8 protein-coding genes, 19 tRNA genes, 3 rRNA genes and 2 riboswitches are annotated in these 17,770 nt (G+C 41.0%); of the genes, 3 read left to right on the top strand and 27 right to left on the bottom strand.

Annotated features, from left to right (window positions below):
* Positions 1-61: 61 nt before the first annotated feature.
* Positions 62-165, bottom strand: a riboswitch (TPP riboswitch).
* 60 nt (positions 166-225) lie between these two features.
* Positions 226-338, bottom strand: a riboswitch (TPP riboswitch).
* A gap of 259 nt (positions 339-597) precedes the next feature.
* Together MHH66_RS22815 and MHH66_RS22820 are read left to right on the top strand one after the other, a co-directional pair.
* A complete protein-coding gene (locus MHH66_RS22815) occupies positions 598-1,758 on the top strand; it encodes an SH3 domain-containing protein (RefSeq protein WP_061675220.1) in 1,161 nt (386 codons plus the stop codon).
* Between the two features lie 5 nt (positions 1,759-1,763).
* The gene (locus tag MHH66_RS22820) at positions 1,764-2,096 is read left to right on the top strand and encodes a hypothetical protein (protein ID WP_002010638.1); all 333 of its coding nucleotides are present in this window, start codon (positions 1,764-1,766) and stop codon (positions 2,094-2,096) included.
* 241 nt (positions 2,097-2,337) lie between these two features.
* Here MHH66_RS22820 and MHH66_RS22825 read toward each other — a convergent pair whose 3' ends face one another.
* From MHH66_RS22825 to MHH66_RS22940, 24 genes are all read right to left on the bottom strand, one after another.
* Positions 2,338-3,489 (bottom strand): DUF3965 domain-containing protein, encoded by a 1,152-nt coding sequence (locus tag MHH66_RS22825; RefSeq protein ID WP_078184483.1) that lies wholly within the window; start codon positions 3,487-3,489, stop codon positions 2,338-2,340.
* A gap of 422 nt (positions 3,490-3,911) precedes the next feature.
* Entirely contained in the window at positions 3,912-4,331 is a 420-nt protein-coding gene (locus MHH66_RS22830) for a CBS domain-containing protein (protein WP_002010634.1), read from the bottom strand.
* 131 nt (positions 4,332-4,462) lie between these two features.
* A tRNA-Glu gene (locus MHH66_RS22835) sits at positions 4,463-4,534 on the bottom strand.
* Between the two features lies 1 nt (position 4,535).
* Positions 4,536-4,610 (bottom strand) — tRNA-Asn (locus tag MHH66_RS22840).
* Positions 4,611-4,617: 7 nt separating this feature from the next.
* Positions 4,618-4,694, bottom strand: a tRNA-Ile gene (locus MHH66_RS22845).
* 10 nt (positions 4,695-4,704) lie between these two features.
* Positions 4,705-4,775, bottom strand: a tRNA-Trp gene (locus MHH66_RS22850).
* A gap of 3 nt (positions 4,776-4,778) precedes the next feature.
* Positions 4,779-4,854: transfer RNA gene (locus tag MHH66_RS22855), tRNA-Thr, on the bottom strand.
* 19 nt (positions 4,855-4,873) lie between these two features.
* A tRNA-Phe gene (locus MHH66_RS22860) sits at positions 4,874-4,949 on the bottom strand.
* Positions 4,950-4,958: 9 nt separating this feature from the next.
* Positions 4,959-5,034: transfer RNA gene (locus MHH66_RS22865), tRNA-Asp, on the bottom strand.
* A gap of 2 nt (positions 5,035-5,036) precedes the next feature.
* A tRNA-Met gene (locus MHH66_RS22870) sits at positions 5,037-5,113 on the bottom strand.
* A 24-nt stretch (positions 5,114-5,137) separates the two neighbouring features.
* Positions 5,138-5,230: transfer RNA gene (locus tag MHH66_RS22875), tRNA-Ser, on the bottom strand.
* Positions 5,231-5,248: 18 nt separating this feature from the next.
* A tRNA-Ala gene (locus tag MHH66_RS22880) sits at positions 5,249-5,321 on the bottom strand.
* A gap of 15 nt (positions 5,322-5,336) precedes the next feature.
* Positions 5,337-5,410: transfer RNA gene (locus MHH66_RS22885), tRNA-Pro, on the bottom strand.
* Positions 5,411-5,420: 10 nt separating this feature from the next.
* Positions 5,421-5,494, bottom strand: a tRNA-Arg gene (locus MHH66_RS22890).
* A gap of 3 nt (positions 5,495-5,497) precedes the next feature.
* A tRNA-Leu gene (locus tag MHH66_RS22895) sits at positions 5,498-5,586 on the bottom strand.
* A 16-nt stretch (positions 5,587-5,602) separates the two neighbouring features.
* Positions 5,603-5,677 (bottom strand) — tRNA-Gly (locus tag MHH66_RS22900).
* A gap of 29 nt (positions 5,678-5,706) precedes the next feature.
* Positions 5,707-5,787 (bottom strand) — tRNA-Leu (locus MHH66_RS22905).
* Positions 5,788-5,803: 16 nt separating this feature from the next.
* Positions 5,804-5,879, bottom strand: a tRNA-Lys gene (locus MHH66_RS22910).
* A 4-nt stretch (positions 5,880-5,883) separates the two neighbouring features.
* Positions 5,884-5,958: transfer RNA gene (locus MHH66_RS22915), tRNA-Gln, on the bottom strand.
* 12 nt (positions 5,959-5,970) lie between these two features.
* Positions 5,971-6,054, bottom strand: a tRNA-Tyr gene (locus MHH66_RS22920).
* Between the two features lie 8 nt (positions 6,055-6,062).
* Positions 6,063-6,138: transfer RNA gene (locus MHH66_RS22925), tRNA-Val, on the bottom strand.
* A gap of 5 nt (positions 6,139-6,143) precedes the next feature.
* A 5S ribosomal RNA gene (gene rrf / locus MHH66_RS22930) occupies positions 6,144-6,259 on the bottom strand.
* 100 nt (positions 6,260-6,359) lie between these two features.
* Positions 6,360-9,281: ribosomal RNA gene (locus MHH66_RS22935) — 23S ribosomal RNA — on the bottom strand.
* 146 nt (positions 9,282-9,427) lie between these two features.
* Positions 9,428-10,979 (bottom strand): 16S ribosomal RNA (locus MHH66_RS22940).
* Together the 16S, 23S and 5S rRNA genes with 19 tRNA genes alongside form the textbook arrangement of a ribosomal RNA operon.
* Before the next feature lie 672 nt (positions 10,980-11,651).
* Between MHH66_RS22940 and MHH66_RS22945 the strand changes: the two genes are divergently transcribed.
* On the top strand, positions 11,652-14,696 hold the full coding sequence (locus MHH66_RS22945; RefSeq protein ID WP_078184628.1) for an efflux RND transporter permease subunit: 3,045 nt from the start codon (positions 11,652-11,654) through the stop codon (positions 14,694-14,696).
* Between the two features lie 211 nt (positions 14,697-14,907).
* On the opposite strand, the gene pstA is transcribed toward MHH66_RS22945, so the two are convergent.
* From pstA to MHH66_RS22965, 3 genes are all read right to left on the bottom strand, one after another.
* Positions 14,908-15,828, bottom strand: a complete 921-nt coding sequence (gene pstA / locus MHH66_RS22955) for a phosphate ABC transporter permease PstA (RefSeq protein WP_002063838.1) — start codon at positions 15,826-15,828, stop codon at positions 14,908-14,910.
* A gap of 2 nt (positions 15,829-15,830) precedes the next feature.
* Entirely contained in the window at positions 15,831-16,721 is an 891-nt protein-coding gene (gene pstC / locus MHH66_RS22960; RefSeq protein WP_002063837.1) for a phosphate ABC transporter permease subunit PstC, read from the bottom strand.
* A 71-nt stretch (positions 16,722-16,792) separates the two neighbouring features.
* Positions 16,793-17,692: a phosphate ABC transporter substrate-binding protein PstS family protein gene (locus MHH66_RS22965; protein WP_000245113.1), complete on the bottom strand. Its 900-nt coding sequence runs from the start codon at positions 17,690-17,692 to the stop codon at positions 16,793-16,795.
* Between the last annotated feature and the right edge of the window lie 78 nt (positions 17,693-17,770).

Here is a 17,770-nt window from a genome sequence, read left to right on the forward strand (position 1 = left end):
TATCTCAATAAAAAAACTACTTCTGTATATAAGAAGTGGTTACAGCAAATAAAATTATAATTTATTCGTTGTTCCACTTCCCTTCGCTAGTATTATCTAGATCAGGTGTTGTAAGGGTTAAGGATTATTCCTCTCTCAGCACGAAAAGCACCCCTAGTGGTGTTAATATGAAATTTTCAAATAAAAAAGCCCCGTTTCTATACGCAAAGAAACGGGGACTCATTGTTAATGTCCGAATTGCTTCCCTACGCTAGCATAATCTAGATCAGGTAATAAAAAGGATCAAAGGCTTACGGCCCTACTCTCAGCTGGCAACACCAGCCCTCCTAGCAAACTATAAAATTATCACTGTCAGTATAACACCGCCATAAGACATCATCAACTGTTTTAATTTTCTTAATTGAGAATTAATTATTAACATGTTAAACAAATATAAATGAGACCTCACAAATGATATATACAATATTTATATACGAATCTCTCTTCTGACATTATTTTTATTGATTTCATATTACATTTATGTGAATACGACCAATATATTATATCTTTATACTATAATAAAATTACAACTATACAACTAGAGGAGGTCTTTATTACATGAATATGAAAGCTACAGCTTTAACAGCAACTACTATCGCAATTGCTTCTTTACTTCCTTCTATGGGAGAATCCGATATACAAACAGCGGCTGCTAAGCAACCATCTACAGTAAAAACTGGATATGTAAAAATTGACAACGTTGCACTACATCAAAATAGCCATACAGACAGTGCAATAATTGATACCATTCGATTTAATAGCCCGGTTACTATTCTTGAAACAGTTCAAGATTGGTATAAAGTATCTGTTAACAACAAAACAGGCTATATGAAAAAAGATGCAATTCTATTCAAAAAAAATGTTCAACCAAAGTCTCAATATATCGTAAATGCAAACGCATTAAACGTTCGTTCTGAACCTAATACAGAGTCTTCTATTCTAGATATATTACCAAATGGTCAATTCATTACCATTCAAGGTGAACAAGGAGATTGGTACAAAATATTACATAACGGTCAAATTGGTTACGTACAAAAAACATTTGTATCTAATGGATCCACACCTCTAGTAAAAGGTGTAACAGTACAAGGTTCTCCTTCTTATACTGTTGCAACACCAAAATTAAATGTACGTAGCAATGCTAGCACAAGTGGCACTCTACTTGGCTCATTACAAAATGGTACACAAGTACAAGTAGTAGAAACGGTAGGTACTTGGTATAAAATTCGTTTTGGCACAGGATACGGATATGTAGCAAAACACTATGTAGTGCAAAATCAAAATCAAGCACAAGCTAAAACAGCTCAACCTGCATCAATTCCAGCAGTTTTCAAATTCCCTACTCAAGGGAAAATCAGCTCCACTTTTGATATGCGCTGGGAGCAAATGCATTATGGTATAGATATAGCAGCACAAGGAAATGTCTCTATTCAAGCTGCTGCTGCAGGTAAGGTTGTGAAATCTTATTATTCGGCTAGCTACGGCAATGTCGTGTTCATCGCCCATCAAATAAATGGGAAATTATATACAACAGTTTATGCTCATATGAAGGATCGCACTGTACAAGCTGGTGATCAAGTACAAACTGGACAATTAGTAGGTCATATGGGAAACACAGGTCATTCATACGGGCAACATCTCCATTTTGAATTACATAATGGGGAATGGAATTTTGAAAAAACAAATGCAGTAAACCCACTGCCATATTTAGTTAGGTAAATTATATGCCACGCAATATACCTCTCTTTATTGAATACCTGGCCTTTTTAGGTTTAATCTGTTGTTTAATCATTTATAATACGAACACTGTATTTTTATCTATTATTATTGCTTTTGTTGCTTTAGAAATCATTATGGAAGCATTACAAATGCGGCTAAAACAAAAAATTGCCCATATTTATAATGTAATTTTTCTTTTAAGTGCTCTTATAACAAATATAATTAGTAATGGTTTTTATTTATCTACCGTACTTCCTGTATTCTTTATAGGTGTTTTATTATTCATAGCTAGATACGTTCATGTTCCTAATAACCAAAAACATGAACAAGAAGCTTAGAAAGAGGAAACACTGTGTACCAATCTTTCAAAGATAATCCAATGAAATATATATTGAATTTATATGAAAAAATGAATACTTTTTTTGGTATACAAGGAAGTTATACTGCACAATTTCTCCTTTATGGAATGTTATTTCTTATCTTAGTTACTTTCTCCTTGCTTTACTAACAAAAAAAGGATCTCACATAAACTTGAGATCCTTTTTAATTTATATTGATTTTTAATATGTAAAATATGGTTTATCCACAAGCATATTTTTCATAAATGAAACTAAGATTATATTTTTTCTCTAAGCTCATTCTTTGTTCATCGTCGCACCAATAGAAAAGAATATCATGAATCGTTGCATAACGCTTATTTTTAAGAAATAGTTTAAAGAATGATGGTAAACAATCATGTAATTGTATAAATATATAATTGCGTAGTATTTCTTCTTTGTATTCAATTCCCTTACAAATATACAGTAATTCTTCACAATAATATGCATGCTGTGGAACTTGGATCATTTCGAAAAATGGTACATATGATAGTAGCTTTCCAATAAAATGACCATACCGATCCATTACCCCTATCGTCATATGCTCCATCATTTCTTTCATCACATATAAATAATCATCTACATGAGTTGTCTTTAAAGGGTCTAATCGATCGAAAATTTGTGAAAGTACAGCTCTTTGACAAGCTAAAACCGCTTGACTAGGTCCATAATATGATAGGAAGTCTGTACACTTACGATACTTTCGTAATAAGTCATGTGTATATAAATCATACACAAAAGTATTACAATACATTGCCAGACTCATCATATCACTATTTAATTTCTCTTTTGACAGTGTTTTCGCTCGCTTACACATATAAAAGAATGTAAATTCCAATACTTCTTTATGAGATAATAGATGTTTGCAATCTGTTATACATTTCTCACTAAATTTAACTCGATCCCAAATTTCTACATCCTCAGCTGTTAATTCACCAATACGATATTTAATAATTAAATAGTTTAAAGCAACTGCTTTCGTCAAAAGATCCCATGTTTCATACTCCAATGAAGTTCGGACAAATTCATCTAGCCCTTGGGTTATCATAAAAGCATTTGCCTCTTCATACCAACCAATCTCTTGACATAAACGAAGAATACGTACTAGAGTTGGAATTTCATCTTTATGAAACTGCGGTAAATTCTTTACTTTATTCATGCCATATACGATAAATGCCGCTAAATTTTCTTCTTTATAAAATTCTTTTTCTTTCCATACTAATATAGTTCGCTCTTTCCTTTCACCTTTTGGATGACAAGGTACAAGCAAAGAAAATAACTCAGCGAAATTATTTGGTTCTATATATGTATCTGTAACCAAATTCCAATTTGGATCGCCCTGTACAGCCCTCATATAATTCCCCTTCCCTTTTTATCCCGCTATTTGCGGGCAGTAAGACTCCCACCTCAAAATTCTGCGAATGCGAGGAAGTTAGGTGGGAGATAAAACTGCCCATAAAAGCCCGATTGGTTCAACTAATAATTATTGGGGGATGGACACCCCCAATAATTAAAGTTTCACTTTATCTACGTAGGAAATATTAATTCATTATTACATCATTAACAACGAATATTGTTATATTCAAAATCTATAATAACACTTATATCTCTCAGTATATCATTTTTTCTCTTATTAAAAATTAGGAATGACAAATTTAAAAAAACTGTCAAAAATATTGACTCTATACTTATTATATAATGTCTCAGATACATCACGCTAACATATTAGTTTAATCCGTATATACTAGAATAATGTATCTGATCTTTATACATAATTTATTCCATATGCTCTGAGATTTCACTTAAAGCAAACCCTGCTTGATCATCTGCTGATTTTCTTATAGCTAAATCACCTAGTGCTAGCATCCCAACAAGTTGACCGCTCTCAACAACCGGTAACCGTCTAATTTGATATTGTGCCATTAATTCTGTAGCTTTTTCAATAGAATCGTCTGGAGAAACTGAAACAATGTTTGTTGTCATTACATTTGTAATTTGATTAGATCCAGGATGTTTTTCAGCAATCCCACGAACAACTAAGTCTCGATCAGTAACAAGCCCAACAACTTGTTTATTTTCAATAACAGGAATCAATCCAACCGATTCTTCCTTCATTTTTACAGCTGCCTCATATACATTGTCTAATGGTGTACAATGTACGATATGAGTACTCATAAGTTCTCTAACTTGCGTCATTTTTCATCTCCTCCTTTTAATACATACCATAGCTTTTCCTAAATCCCTTTATTTATTTCAGGAAAATAAGGTGATAAAAAGAGGCTTATACATAATAAAAAAGAGTCAGCAATATGCTGACTCTTTTTTTATGACCCGTACGGGATTCGAACCCGTGTTACCGCCGTGAAAGGGCGGTGTCTTAACCACTTGACCAACGGGCCATGGCTCCGCAGGTAGGACTCGAACCTACGACCGATCGGTTAACAGCCGATAGCTCTACCACTGAGCTACTGCGGAATATATATGGTGGGCCTAAATGGACTCGAACCATCGACCTCACGCTTATCAGGCGTGCGCTCTAACCAGCTGAGCTATAGGCCCATATACTTTACAGGGGCAGTAGGAATTGAACCCACACTGGAGGTTTTGGAGACCTCAGTTCTACCTTTAAACTATGCCCCTAAATGGTGCCGGCTAGAGGACTTGAACCCCCAACCTACTGATTACAAGTCAGTTGCTCTACCAATTGAGCTAAGCCGGCATAAAAAAAAACAAAAAAATGGTGGCTCGGGACGGAATCGAACCGCCGACACGAGGATTTTCAGTCCTCTGCTCTACCGACTGAGCTACCGAGCCAACATAAAATGGCGGTCCCGACCGGGGTCGAACCGGCGATCTCCTGCGTGACAGGCAGGCATGTTAACCACTACACCACGGGACCATTGGTTGCGGGGACAGGATTTGAACCTGCGACCTTCGGATTATGAGCCCGACGAGCTACCGTACTGCTCCACCCCGCGACGATATTATGTTTTAAAAATAAATGGAGGAGGTAGAGGGATTCGAACCCCCGCGCGACTCTCGCCGCCTGTCGGTTTTCAAGACCGATCCCTTCAGCCGAACTTGGGTATACCTCCGACATATAAAAAATAAAGTGGAGCCTAGCGGGATCGAACCGCTGACCTCCTGCGTGCAAGGCAGGCGCTCTCCCAGCTGAGCTAAGGCCCCATGTTTTTGGGAAAATCGGGAAGACAGGATTTGAACCTGCGACCCCCTGGTCCCAAACCAGGTGCTCTACCAAGCTGAGCCACTTCCCGTTAATAAAAGCGCGCCCGAGAGGAGTCGAACCCCTAACCTCTTGATCCGTAGTCAAACGCTCTATCCAATTGAGCTACGGGCGCATATGGTGCCGAGGGCGGGGGTCGAACCCGCACGGTGGTCACCCACCGCAGGATTTTAAGTCCTGTGCGTCTGCCTGTTCCGCCACCCCGGCATGTCATAATGAAAATTGGAGCGGAAGACGGGATTCGAACCCGCGACCCCAACCTTGGCAAGGTTGTATTCTACCACTGAACTACTTCCGCAAGACATGTTTGAGTTATTTTATTAAAAGTGCGGGTGAAGGGAGTCGAACCCCCACGCCAAAGGCGCTAGATCCTAAGTCTAGTGCGTCTGCCAATTCCGCCACACCCGCATATTTTTAAAGAAAATGGTGAGCCATGAAGGATTCGAACCTTCGACCCTCTGATTAAAAGTCAGATGCTCTACCAACTGAGCTAATGGCTCTTAATGGCTGGGCTAGCTGGATTCGAACCAGCGCATGACGGAGTCAAAGTCCGTTGCCTTACCGCTTGGCTATAGCCCAATAATTAAGAAATGGTGGAGGGGGGCAGATTCGAACTGCCGAACCCGAAGGAGCGGATTTACAGTCCGCCGCGTTTAGCCACTTCGCTACCCCTCCGACATATATGGTGGAGGATGACGGGATCGAACCGCCGACCCCCTGCTTGTAAGGCAGGTGCTCTCCCAGCTGAGCTAATCCTCCATTTTGCCTGGCAACGTCCTACTCTCGCAGGGACAAGGTCCCAACTACCATTGGCGCTAGAGAGCTTAACTTCCGTGTTCGGTATGGGAACGGGTGTGACCTCTCTGCCATCATTACCAGACTATATTCGATTGAGACAAACATTATTATACTTGATTCACTTAGAAAGTCAATAAGTTTTTTATATTCTCTCAAAACTAGATAACGTTGCTTCATATTATATGGTTAAGTCCTCGATCTATTAGTATTCGTCAGCTCCACATGTCACCATGCTTCCACCTCGAACCTATCAACCTGATCATCTTTCAGGGATCTTACTAGCTTACGCTATGGGAAATCTCATCTTGAGGGGGGCTTCATGCTTAGATGCTTTCAGCACTTATCCCTTCCGCACATAGCTACCCAGCTATGCCCTTGGCAGAACAACTGGTACACCAGCGGTGCGTCCATCCCGGTCCTCTCGTACTAAGGACAGCTCCTCTCAAATTTCCTGCGCCCACGACGGATAGGGACCGAACTGTCTCACGACGTTCTGAACCCAGCTCGCGTACCGCTTTAATGGGCGAACAGCCCAACCCTTGGGACCGACTACAGCCCCAGGATGCGATGAGCCGACATCGAGGTGCCAAACCTCCCCGTCGATGTGGACTCTTGGGGGAGATAAGCCTGTTATCCCCGGGGTAGCTTTTATCCGTTGAGCGATGGCCCTTCCATGCGGAACCACCGGATCACTAAGCCCGACTTTCGTCCCTGCTCGACTTGTAGGTCTCGCAGTCAAGCTCCCTTATGCCTTTGCACTCTACGAATGATTTCCAACCATTCTGAGGGAACCTTTGGGCGCCTCCGTTACACTTTAGGAGGCGACCGCCCCAGTCAAACTGCCCACCTGACACTGTCTCCCGGGTCGATAAGACCCGTAGGTTAGAATTTCAATACAGTCAGGGCGGTATCCCACCAGCGCCTCCACCGAAGCTAGCGCTCCGGTTTCAATGGCTCCCGCCTATCCTGTACAAACTGTACCAAAATTCAATATCAGGCTACAGTAAAGCTCCACGGGGTCTTTCCGTCCTGTCGCGGGTAACCTGCATCTTCACAGGTACTATAATTTCACCGAGTCTCTGGTTGAGACAGTGCCCAAATCGTTACACCTTTCGTGCGGGTCGGAACTTACCCGACAAGGAATTTCGCTACCTTAGGACCGTTATAGTTACGGCCGCCGTTTACTGGGGCTTCAGTTCAGAGCTTCGCTTACGCTAACCCCTCTCCTTAACCTTCCAGCACCGGGCAGGTGTCAGCCCCTATACTTCGCCTTACGGCTTCGCAGAGACCTGTGTTTTTGCTAAACAGTCGCTTGGGCCTATTCACTGCGGCTTTCCGTTAAGAAAGCACCCCTTCTCCCGAAGTTACGGGGTCATTTTGCCGAGTTCCTTAACCAGAGTTCTCTCGCACACCTTAGGATTCTCTCCTCGCCTACCTGTGTCGGTTTGCGGTACAGGCACCTTTTATCTCGCTAGAAGCTTTTCTTGGCAGCGGGGAATCAAAGACTTCGCTCCATAAGGAGCTTCCCCATCACAGCTCAGCCTTCACGATAAGCGGATTTGCCTACTTATCAGCCTAACTGCTTGGACGTGCACAACCAATCGCACGCTTCTTCTATCCTTCTGCGTCCCTCCATTGCTCAAACGATAAAGAGGTGGTACAGGAATATCAACCTGTTGTCCATCGCCTACGCCTGTCGGCCTCGGCTTAGGTCCTGACTAACCCTGAGCGGACGAGCCTTCCTCAGGAAACCTTAGGCATTCGGTGGACGGGATTCTCACCCGTCTTTCGCTACTCATACCGGCATTCTCACTTCTAAGCGCTCCACCAGTCCTTCCGGTCTGACTTCACTGCACTTAGAACGCTCCCCTACCACTGATACCATTGGTATCAATTCGCAGCTTCGGTGGTGTATTTAGCCCCGGTACATTTTCGGCGCAGAGTCACTCGACTAGTGAGCTATTACGCACTCTTTAAATGGTGGCTGCTTCTGAGCCAACATCCTAGTTGTCTAAGCAACTCCACATCCTTTTCCACTTAATACACACTTTGGGACCTTAGCTGGCGATCTGGGCTGTTTCCCTCTTGACTACGGATCTTATCACTCGCAGTCTGACTCCTAAGGATAAGTCATTGGCATTCGGAGTTTGACTGAATTCGGTAATCCGATGAGGACCCCTAGTTCAATCAGTGCTCTACCTCCAAGACTCTTACACTTAAGGCTAGCCCTAAAGCTATTTCGGGGAGAACCAGCTATCTCCAGGTTCGATTGGAATTTCTCCGCTACCCACACCTCATCCCCGCACTTTTCAACGTGCGTGGGTTCGGGCCTCCATTCAGTGTTACCTGAACTTCACCCTGGACATGGGTAGATCACCTGGTTTCGGGTCTACGACCACGTACTAAACGCCCTATTCAGACTCGCTTTCGCTGCGGCTCCGCCTCTTCAGCTTAACCTCGCACGGGATCGTAACTCGCCGGTTCATTCTACAAAAGGCACGCCATCACCCATTAACGGGCTCTGACTATTTGTAGGCACACGGTTTCAGGATCTCTTTCACTCCCCTTCCGGGGTGCTTTTCACCTTTCCCTCACGGTACTGGTTCACTATCGATCACTAGGGAGTATTTAGCCTTGGGAGATGGTCCTCCCAGATTCCGACGGAATTTCACGTGTTCCGCCGTACTCAGGATACATTCAAGAGAGAACGAAGTTTCGACTACGGGGTTATTACCCTCTGTGACGGACCTTTCCAGGTCGCTTCGTCTACCTCGTTCCTTTGTAACTCCGTATAGAATGTCCTACAACCCCAAGAGGCAAGCCTCTTGGTTTGGGCTAGATTCCGTTTCGCTCGCCGCTACTCAGGAAATCGCATTTGCTTTCTCTTCCTCCAGGTACTTAGATGTTTCAGTTCCCTGGGTCTGTCTTCCATACCCTATGTATTCAGGTAAGGATACCATACCATTACGTATAGTGGGTTTCCCCATTCGGAAATCTTCGGATCAAAGCTTACTTACAGCTCCCCGAAGCATATCGGCGTTAGTCCCGTCCTTCATCGACTCCTAGTGTCAAGGCATCCACCGTGCGCCCTTTCTAACTTAACCAAACTAAAATTAAAAAAATATGAGCTACACTGTTATCTAGTTTTCAAAGAACATACATTTAAACTTGAGAGATAGTTCTCTCAAAACTGAACGAAACAAAACAAGTCAACGTTTATTGATGAACTGCGTTCATCAATTCTCCATAGAAAGGAGGTGATCCAGCCGCACCTTCCGATACGGCTACCTTGTTACGACTTCACCCCAATCATCTGTCCCACCTTAGGCGGCTGGCTCCATAAAGGTTACCCCACCGACTTCGGGTGTTACAAACTCTCGTGGTGTGACGGGCGGTGTGTACAAGGCCCGGGAACGTATTCACCGCGGCATGCTGATCCGCGATTACTAGCGATTCCAGCTTCATGTAGGCGAGTTGCAGCCTACAATCCGAACTGAGAACGGTTTTATGAGATTAGCTCCACCTCGCGGTCTTGCAGCTCTTTGTACCGTCCATTGTAGCACGTGTGTAGCCCAGGTCATAAGGGGCATGATGATTTGACGTCATCCCCACCTTCCTCCGGTTTGTCACCGGCAGTCACCTTAGAGTGCCCAACTTAATGATGGCAACTAAGATCAAGGGTTGCGCTCGTTGCGGGACTTAACCCAACATCTCACGACACGAGCTGACGACAACCATGCACCACCTGTCACTCTGCTCCCGAAGGAGAAGCTCTATCTCTAGAGTTTTCAGAGGATGTCAAGACCTGGTAAGGTTCTTCGCGTTGCTTCGAATTAAACCACATGCTCCACCGCTTGTGCGGGCCCCCGTCAATTCCTTTGAGTTTCAGCCTTGCGGCCGTACTCCCCAGGCGGAGTGCTTAATGCGTTAACTTCAGCACTAAAGGGCGGAAACCCTCTAACACTTAGCACTCATCGTTTACGGCGTGGACTACCAGGGTATCTAATCCTGTTTGCTCCCCACGCTTTCGCGCCTCAGTGTCAGTTACAGACCAGAAAGTCGCCTTCGCCACTGGTGTTCCTCCATATCTCTACGCATTTCACCGCTACACATGGAATTCCACTTTCCTCTTCTGCACTCAAGTCTCCCAGTTTCCAATGACCCTCCACGGTTGAGCCGTGGGCTTTCACATCAGACTTAAGAAACCACCTGCGCGCGCTTTACGCCCAATAATTCCGGATAACGCTTGCCACCTACGTATTACCGCGGCTGCTGGCACGTAGTTAGCCGTGGCTTTCTGGTTAGGTACCGTCAAGGTGCCAGCTTATTCAACTAGCACTTGTTCTTCCCTAACAACAGAGTTTTACGACCCGAAAGCCTTCATCACTCACGCGGCGTTGCTCCGTCAGACTTTCGTCCATTGCGGAAGATTCCCTACTGCTGCCTCCCGTAGGAGTCTGGGCCGTGTCTCAGTCCCAGTGTGGCCGATCACCCTCTCAGGTCGGCTACGCATCGTCGCCTTGGTGAGCCGTTACCTCACCAACTAGCTAATGCGACGCGGGTCCATCCATAAGTGACAGCCGAAGCCGCCTTTCAATTCCGAACTATGCAGTTCAAAATATTATCCGGTATTAGCCCCGGTTTCCCGGAGTTATCCCAGTCTTATGGGTAGGTTACCCACGTGTTACTCACCCGTCCGCCGCTAACTTCATAAGAGCAAGCTCTTAATCCATTCGCTCGACTTGCATGTATTAGGCACGCCGCCAGCGTTCATCCTGAGCCAGGATCAAACTCTCCAATAAAGTTAGTTTGTCTAGCATCTAAAAATAAAAATTGACGTTCACGTTGTTTGTTTCGTTCAGTTTTCAAAGAACTTGTCTGCCGCTTCAAAAGCGACTTCATCATATTAACATCTTCATTTTTCGATGTCAACTATGTTTTCGAATTTCTTTTTTGTCGTTTTCTGCGTTTCCGCATCAGCGACGTTTATTAATATACCATCATGGTTTTTAAATAACAAGTATTTTTTATAAAAAAATACAAAAAGTTATCTATCCTACTTTCTTCTATAGAAAGAACCCTTATCCTTTCTACTAAAAACATTCATTTTGATTGTATACAAGTTACTATACACTATCATCAACCAGGCAGTATTTCACAATAACTCCCTAACCTTTAGTCTTCTCCTTTTTTAATTTTATAATTACCATAGTTCTACTTAAGAAGGACAAATAATCATTTAAATGTAGAGTAACAAAAAAAGTGGCCACTATACTAGAGCAAAACTTTAATTCCTGATTTTTCTCTCCAATCAGGAATTTTGCTTCCACAAATAACAAACTTCCCCTCGAAATATTAACTTAAGATTATTGTTAGAATTTTTTTACATTTAATTAATGAAAGATATCCAATTTTTGTTATATAGTAAGAAAGTGCCCACAAAACTATAAATAAACTAATGGAGGAATTATTTTATGGATAGGTTAACAAAATTTTCATTAAAAAACCGAGCCGCTATTATTATCATGGTTTTTCTCATTTCCATACTCGGTGTTTATTCCGGCTCTAAATTACCTATGGAATTTTTACCAAGCATCGATAACCCTGCAATAACTGTTACGACATTATCTCAAGGGCTCGATGCTGAAACGATGACCAAGGACGTAACTGATCCCCTTGAAAAACAATTTCGTAATTTAGAACATATCGATGGCATCACTTCTTCCACACATGAGGGATTATCACGCATCGACATTGCATATACATCCAAGGCAAATATGAAAGACGCGGCACGCGAAGTCGAAAAAACAATTAATACGATTAAATTACCTAAAGATGTAACTAAACCTGTTGTTAGCCAATTAAACACTTCTATGATTCCACTCGCTCAAATTACCATTCAGAAGCAAAACGGATTTTCAAAAGCTGACGAAAAACAAATTGAGAAAGAAATCGTACCACAACTCGAAAGCATTGATGGTGTTGCCAATGTTATGTTTTTCGGAAAATCAACTTCCGAATTATCCATCGTACTTGATCCTAACCAACTAAAAGATAAAAACGTAACATCACAGCAAGTATTAACAGTTTTACAAGGAAAAGAAACTTCCACTCCAGCCGGAGCAATTACCGTTAATAAGGCAGAATACAATCTTCGTGTCATCGGGGATATAAAAAATGTAAATGACATAAAAAACATCACCGTTACACCTCAAGTAAAATTACAAGATGTTGCTCAAATTGAATTAAAACAACATTACGATACAATCTCGCACATAAACGGGGAAGAAGGAACAGGATTAATCATCATGAAAGAGCCGAGTAAAAATGCGGTTGCAATCGGAAAAGAGATTGATAAAAAGATTAAAGATATAAGCAAGCAATATAAAGATCAATTCTCTATTAAACTTTTAGCTTCAACTCATGAGCAAGTTGAAAATGCTGTTACTAGTATGGGAAAAGAAGTAATCCTTGGGGCAATTGCTGCAACTCTCATTATCTTAATCTTTTTACGCAGCTTCCGAACAACACTCATCGCTGTCGTTAGTATTCCATTATCTATTTTATTAACACTATTTTTACTCCATCAATCTAACATCACACTTAACATTCTAACTCTTGGTGGCTTAGCTGTTGCAGTTGGACGTCTCGTCGATGATAGTATCGTTGTCATCGAGAATATTTTCCGTCGTTTACAAAAAGAATCTTTCTCTAAAGATATTATTCTCGATGCAACAAAAGAGGTCGCCGTCGCAATTACCTCTTCTACTTTAACGACAGTCGCCGTTTTTTTACCTATCGGTCTCGTATCGGGAGTAATCGGAAAACTAATGTTACCTATGGTGTTAGCAGTTGTGTATTCTATACTTTCTTCCTTAATTGTGGCATTAACAGTCGTTCCACTTATGGCTTTTTTACTGCTCAAAAAAACAAAACGTCGCAATTCACATTCTTCACCGCGATATGTCGCTACATTAAAGTGGGCTCTTTCTCATAAGTTTATCATTCTACTCACTTCTTTTTTATTATTTGCAGGATCAATTGCAGCCTACATACTACTTCCGAAAGCGAACATAAAGTCTGAGGACGATACAATGCTTTCCGTTAACATGACATTTCCAGGTGATTATGATTCTGAAGCTAAAAAACAAAAAGCCTTTGATTTCGAAAAGAAACTACTCTCTAACCCTGATGTAACAGATGTTATTTTGCGACTGGGATCTAGCGCAGAAGATGCACAATGGGGACAGACAACTCAAAACAATCTTGCAACTATATTTGTAGTCTTTAAAAAAGGATCTAATATCGACCAATATATTAAAGAATTAAAAAAGGATCATAATACTTTTGAACCAGCTGAACTTGATTATATAAAAACGAGTTACTCTGACTCTGGAGGCGGAAACAACTTACAATTTAACGTAACCGCTACTAACGAAACAAATTTAAAAAAGGCCGCTAACATCGTCGAAACAAAACTAAAAGGTATGGACGATCTCTCTAAAGTAAAAACAAATATAGAAGACTCTAAAAAAGAATGGCAAATTCATATCGATCAAACAAAAGCGGAACAACACGGTTTAACACCAGAATTAGTAGCACAACAAGTATCATTCCTTATGAAGAAATCTCCTATTGGGGAAATCTCAATCAATAATGAAAAAACAACCATTATGATAGAACATAAAAAGGCATCCATTAACAAACAAGAAGATATTTTAAACACAAACATACTATCACCTATTAACGGACCAATTCCTTTAAAAGACATTGCAACTATTTCAGAAAAACAACTTCAAACGGAAATCTTCCATAAAGATGGGAAAGAAACGATTCAAATTACCGCAGAAGCTTCAAGTGAAGATTTAAGCAAAGTAAGCGCAGAAGTAAACAAGGCTATAGCCGACTTAGATTTACCTAACGGAGCAAAAGTAAATGTCGCAGGTGCTACTGAATCTATGCAAGAGAACTTCACAGATCTATTCAAAATTATGGGAATCGCAATCGGGATTGTATATTTAATTATGGTTATCACATTCGGGCAAGCACGTGCTCCTTTCGCGATTTTATTCTCTTTACCATTAGCTGCTGTCGGCGGTATTTTAGGATTAATCATTTCAAGAACACCTGTTGACGTAAATTCATTAATCGGCGCATTAATGTTAATCGGGATTGTCGTTACAAATGCTATTGTATTAATAGAAAGAGTACAACAAAATCGGGAAAACGGTATGGAAACAAGAGAAGCCTTACTAGAAGCAGGATCTACTAGATTACGCCCAATTATTATGACAGCTATAACAACAATCGTCGCTATGCTACCACTCCTATTCGGCCAATCTCAAGCGGGAAGTATGGTATCGAAAAGTCTGGCCGTCGTTGTAATCGGTGGTTTGGCAGTCTCAACCGTTCTTACATTAGTAGTCGTTCCCGTTATGTATGAACTATTAGATAAAATCGGGAGAAAAAGACGCTCCCGCAGAAAAATAAGTACTTCAACAGAAACACCTGATATTTAAACCAAAAGGCGTTATCTTCAATTATGAAGATAACGCCTTTTTTATCCCTCTACCTATCCATAATATAATCCATCACTTTTTTACCATACTTCTCTAGCGGCTCTCCAGAATCCACAATAAGATATTCACCATGTAAAGGCCTTTTACTGCCAACAACAAAATGACCGTAAAAAAACTCCCTGTTTATAAACAGAGAGCTCTTACCTTCAATTTATGCCGCTTTTACCTTCTTCGTCGTTTTACGACTTTTTTTCGCTCCTGTAAAACGCTTGTGTAATACAGATGCTACGAAACGAGAAATGATATTAAAGAGTAATACCATAATAATTAATACAGCTGCAGATTTTGTTGCAATTAACTTCGCATCCGGGATAATCCCTTCAGAGTTTAATTTCCAAATGTGAACAGCTAACGTTTCAGCTGGTCTAAATGGATTTAAAGGATGCGAGGGGCTCGAGAAGTCCGCTGCTGAATTTAAAATAGGTGATGTTAAACCCGCTGTATAAATTAACGCCGCAGCTTCACCGAATATACGGCCTGCCGCTAAAATAATACCTGTAATGATTTGTGGTAACGAAGACGGGATAATGATGCGGGCAATTGTTTGCCATTTCGTTGCACCTAGTCCAAGACTCGCCTCTTTTACATTATGAGGAACTTCAGAAATCGCATTTTCACAAACACGTGTTAAACCAGGTAAATTCAAAATAGTTAAAGCAAGAGCTCCACCCATTACTGTATATCCCCAGCCTGTCATGGTAACAAATACTAATAAGCCAAATAGTCCAACAACAATAGAAGGTAAAGACGCCATTGTTTCAATACATAAACGAACAAAACTTAAAAAACGACCTTGTTTTGCATACTCCGCTAAATATATTCCAGCCCCTAGTCCAAGAGGAATAGATATAATAAGTGTTATAACAAGCATGTAGAAAGAATTGAATAACTGTGGACCAATTCCCCCACCAGCTCTTGTATTGCTTGGTTCTCCGAATAAGAAGCTAGGATCCCAAAATCCCCATCCCTTTTGCAGAATTTCGTACATTAAAAAAGCCAGCAAAGCTACAACTAAAGCTGCAACCGCATAAAAGATACCTGTCCAAACTTTATTTACCGTTCTTGCATTCATTATTATCGCTCACCTCTTTGACCAATCGCTCGAATTACTAAAATAAACAGGAATGAAATAACAAGTAAAATCATCGCTAACGTCCATAGCGCATTGTTCCAAGCTGTTCCGTTCAATGTATTCGTCATATCCATTGTTAGAATACCAGTTAACGTTGCTGTTGGACTATATATTCCTTCCGGTAATTTAATCGTGTTCCCGATTACCATTTGAACCGCTAACGCTTCACCAAAAGCACGCGCTAACCCTAAAACTATACCTGTTAAAATTCCTTGTTTTGCAGCAGGAACAATAATCCGGCTAATCGCTTGCCATTTCGTCGATCCTAGACCGTAAGAAGCTTCCAAGTAATCAAACGGAACAGAGCGTATCGCATCAGAGGCAATACTAGCAATAGTAGGTAAAATCATAATACTCAGGACAATAATACCCGCAATTAAACTAAAGCCCACTCCACCGAACGAATCACGTAATAGAGGAACCAAAATCGTAACCCCTAATAATCCGTATACAACTGATGGAATACCAACTAATAATTCTAAAACAGGCTTTAATACTTTATTCCCAAACTTCGGCGAAATTAAATTCATGAATATAGCAAGAGCTATAGCAATTGGTGCACTTATGACAACAGCACCTAACGACACAAGTGTCGAACCGACAATAAAGATTACAGCACCATACGTACCTTGATCAGCATTTGGATTCCATTTTGTCGAAGTTAACACCTCAGAAAACGAGATACCACTTTGCGTGAAAGATTGAATTCCTTTGCCGCAAATAAACGCAATAATAGCTAATGTAATAAAAACAATAAAGATACCGCAAAACGTAACAAGTGATCTACCTATATATTCACTCTTTACGTAATTAATTTGTTTTTTCCCCTTCATCACAGGACAGACCCCACTTCATAGATTGCATTGAACAGGACTGGCCTTGCAGCCAGCCCCATAAAATTTTATTACTTATTTAATTTAGACATTGGAATGTAACCCATATCTTCTACTTGTTTTTCAAAGTCTTTACCTTTTACATAGTCGATGTAAGCCTTAGTTGCTTCCTTCGCCTCACCTTTCGTTACCATGTACTCGTAAGACCAGAATGGATATTTACCAGCAGAAATATTTTCAACTTTCGGTTCAGATCCATCAATTTTAACCGTTTGTAACGCACCTTTTTTCTCACCAACCATGTAAGACATCGCTAAGTAACTAACTGAACCTGGAGTAGAGTTAATCGCTTGCTCTACAGCACCATTAGAATCTTGTGTTGTACCAGTTCCATCATTAATTTTCGCGTCTTTCATCACTGTCTTTTCAAAAGTAGCACGTGTACCAGATGAAGCTGGTCGGTTAATTACATTGATTTTTTCATCTTTTCCGCCTACTTCTTTCCAGTTCGTTACTTTTCCAGTGAAGATATCTTGCACTTGTTTTACTGTTAAGTTATCAACTTTTACATCTTTATTTACGACAAGTGCGAATGCGATACCCGCAACTTTGTTATCTACTAATTCTTTTGCTTTTTCAGCATCTTTTATTTTATCTCCAGCTGGAACATCTGAGTTACCAATTTGTACCGCACCAGATGCTACTTGGTTAATCCCAGTTCCACTACCGCCACCTTGAACTTGAATAGAAACTTTTGAATTTTTCTCCATGAATTTCTTTCCAGCTTCCTCCGCAAGAGGTTGAAGAGCTGTAGAGCCAGCCGCTGCAATCGTACCTGATAATTCTTGTTTTGCATCGCTACCTTTAGCAGCTTCCTTATTATCCGTACTTTCTGCTTTTCCACATCCAACTAATGCACCTGCAACAACTAAAGCCGCTAAAGAAAATTTAATACCCTTTTTCATAACCATGTCTTGTACCCCCATTTGGATTATCACTTTTCGAATTCATTTTCTTTCGAACACAAATTCATTGTAGGACAACAATAT

It is taken from the genome of Bacillus sp. FSL H8-0492 (assembly GCF_038006145.1).
GTDB lineage: Bacteria > Bacillota > Bacilli > Bacillales > Bacillaceae_G > Bacillus_A > Bacillus_A mycoides.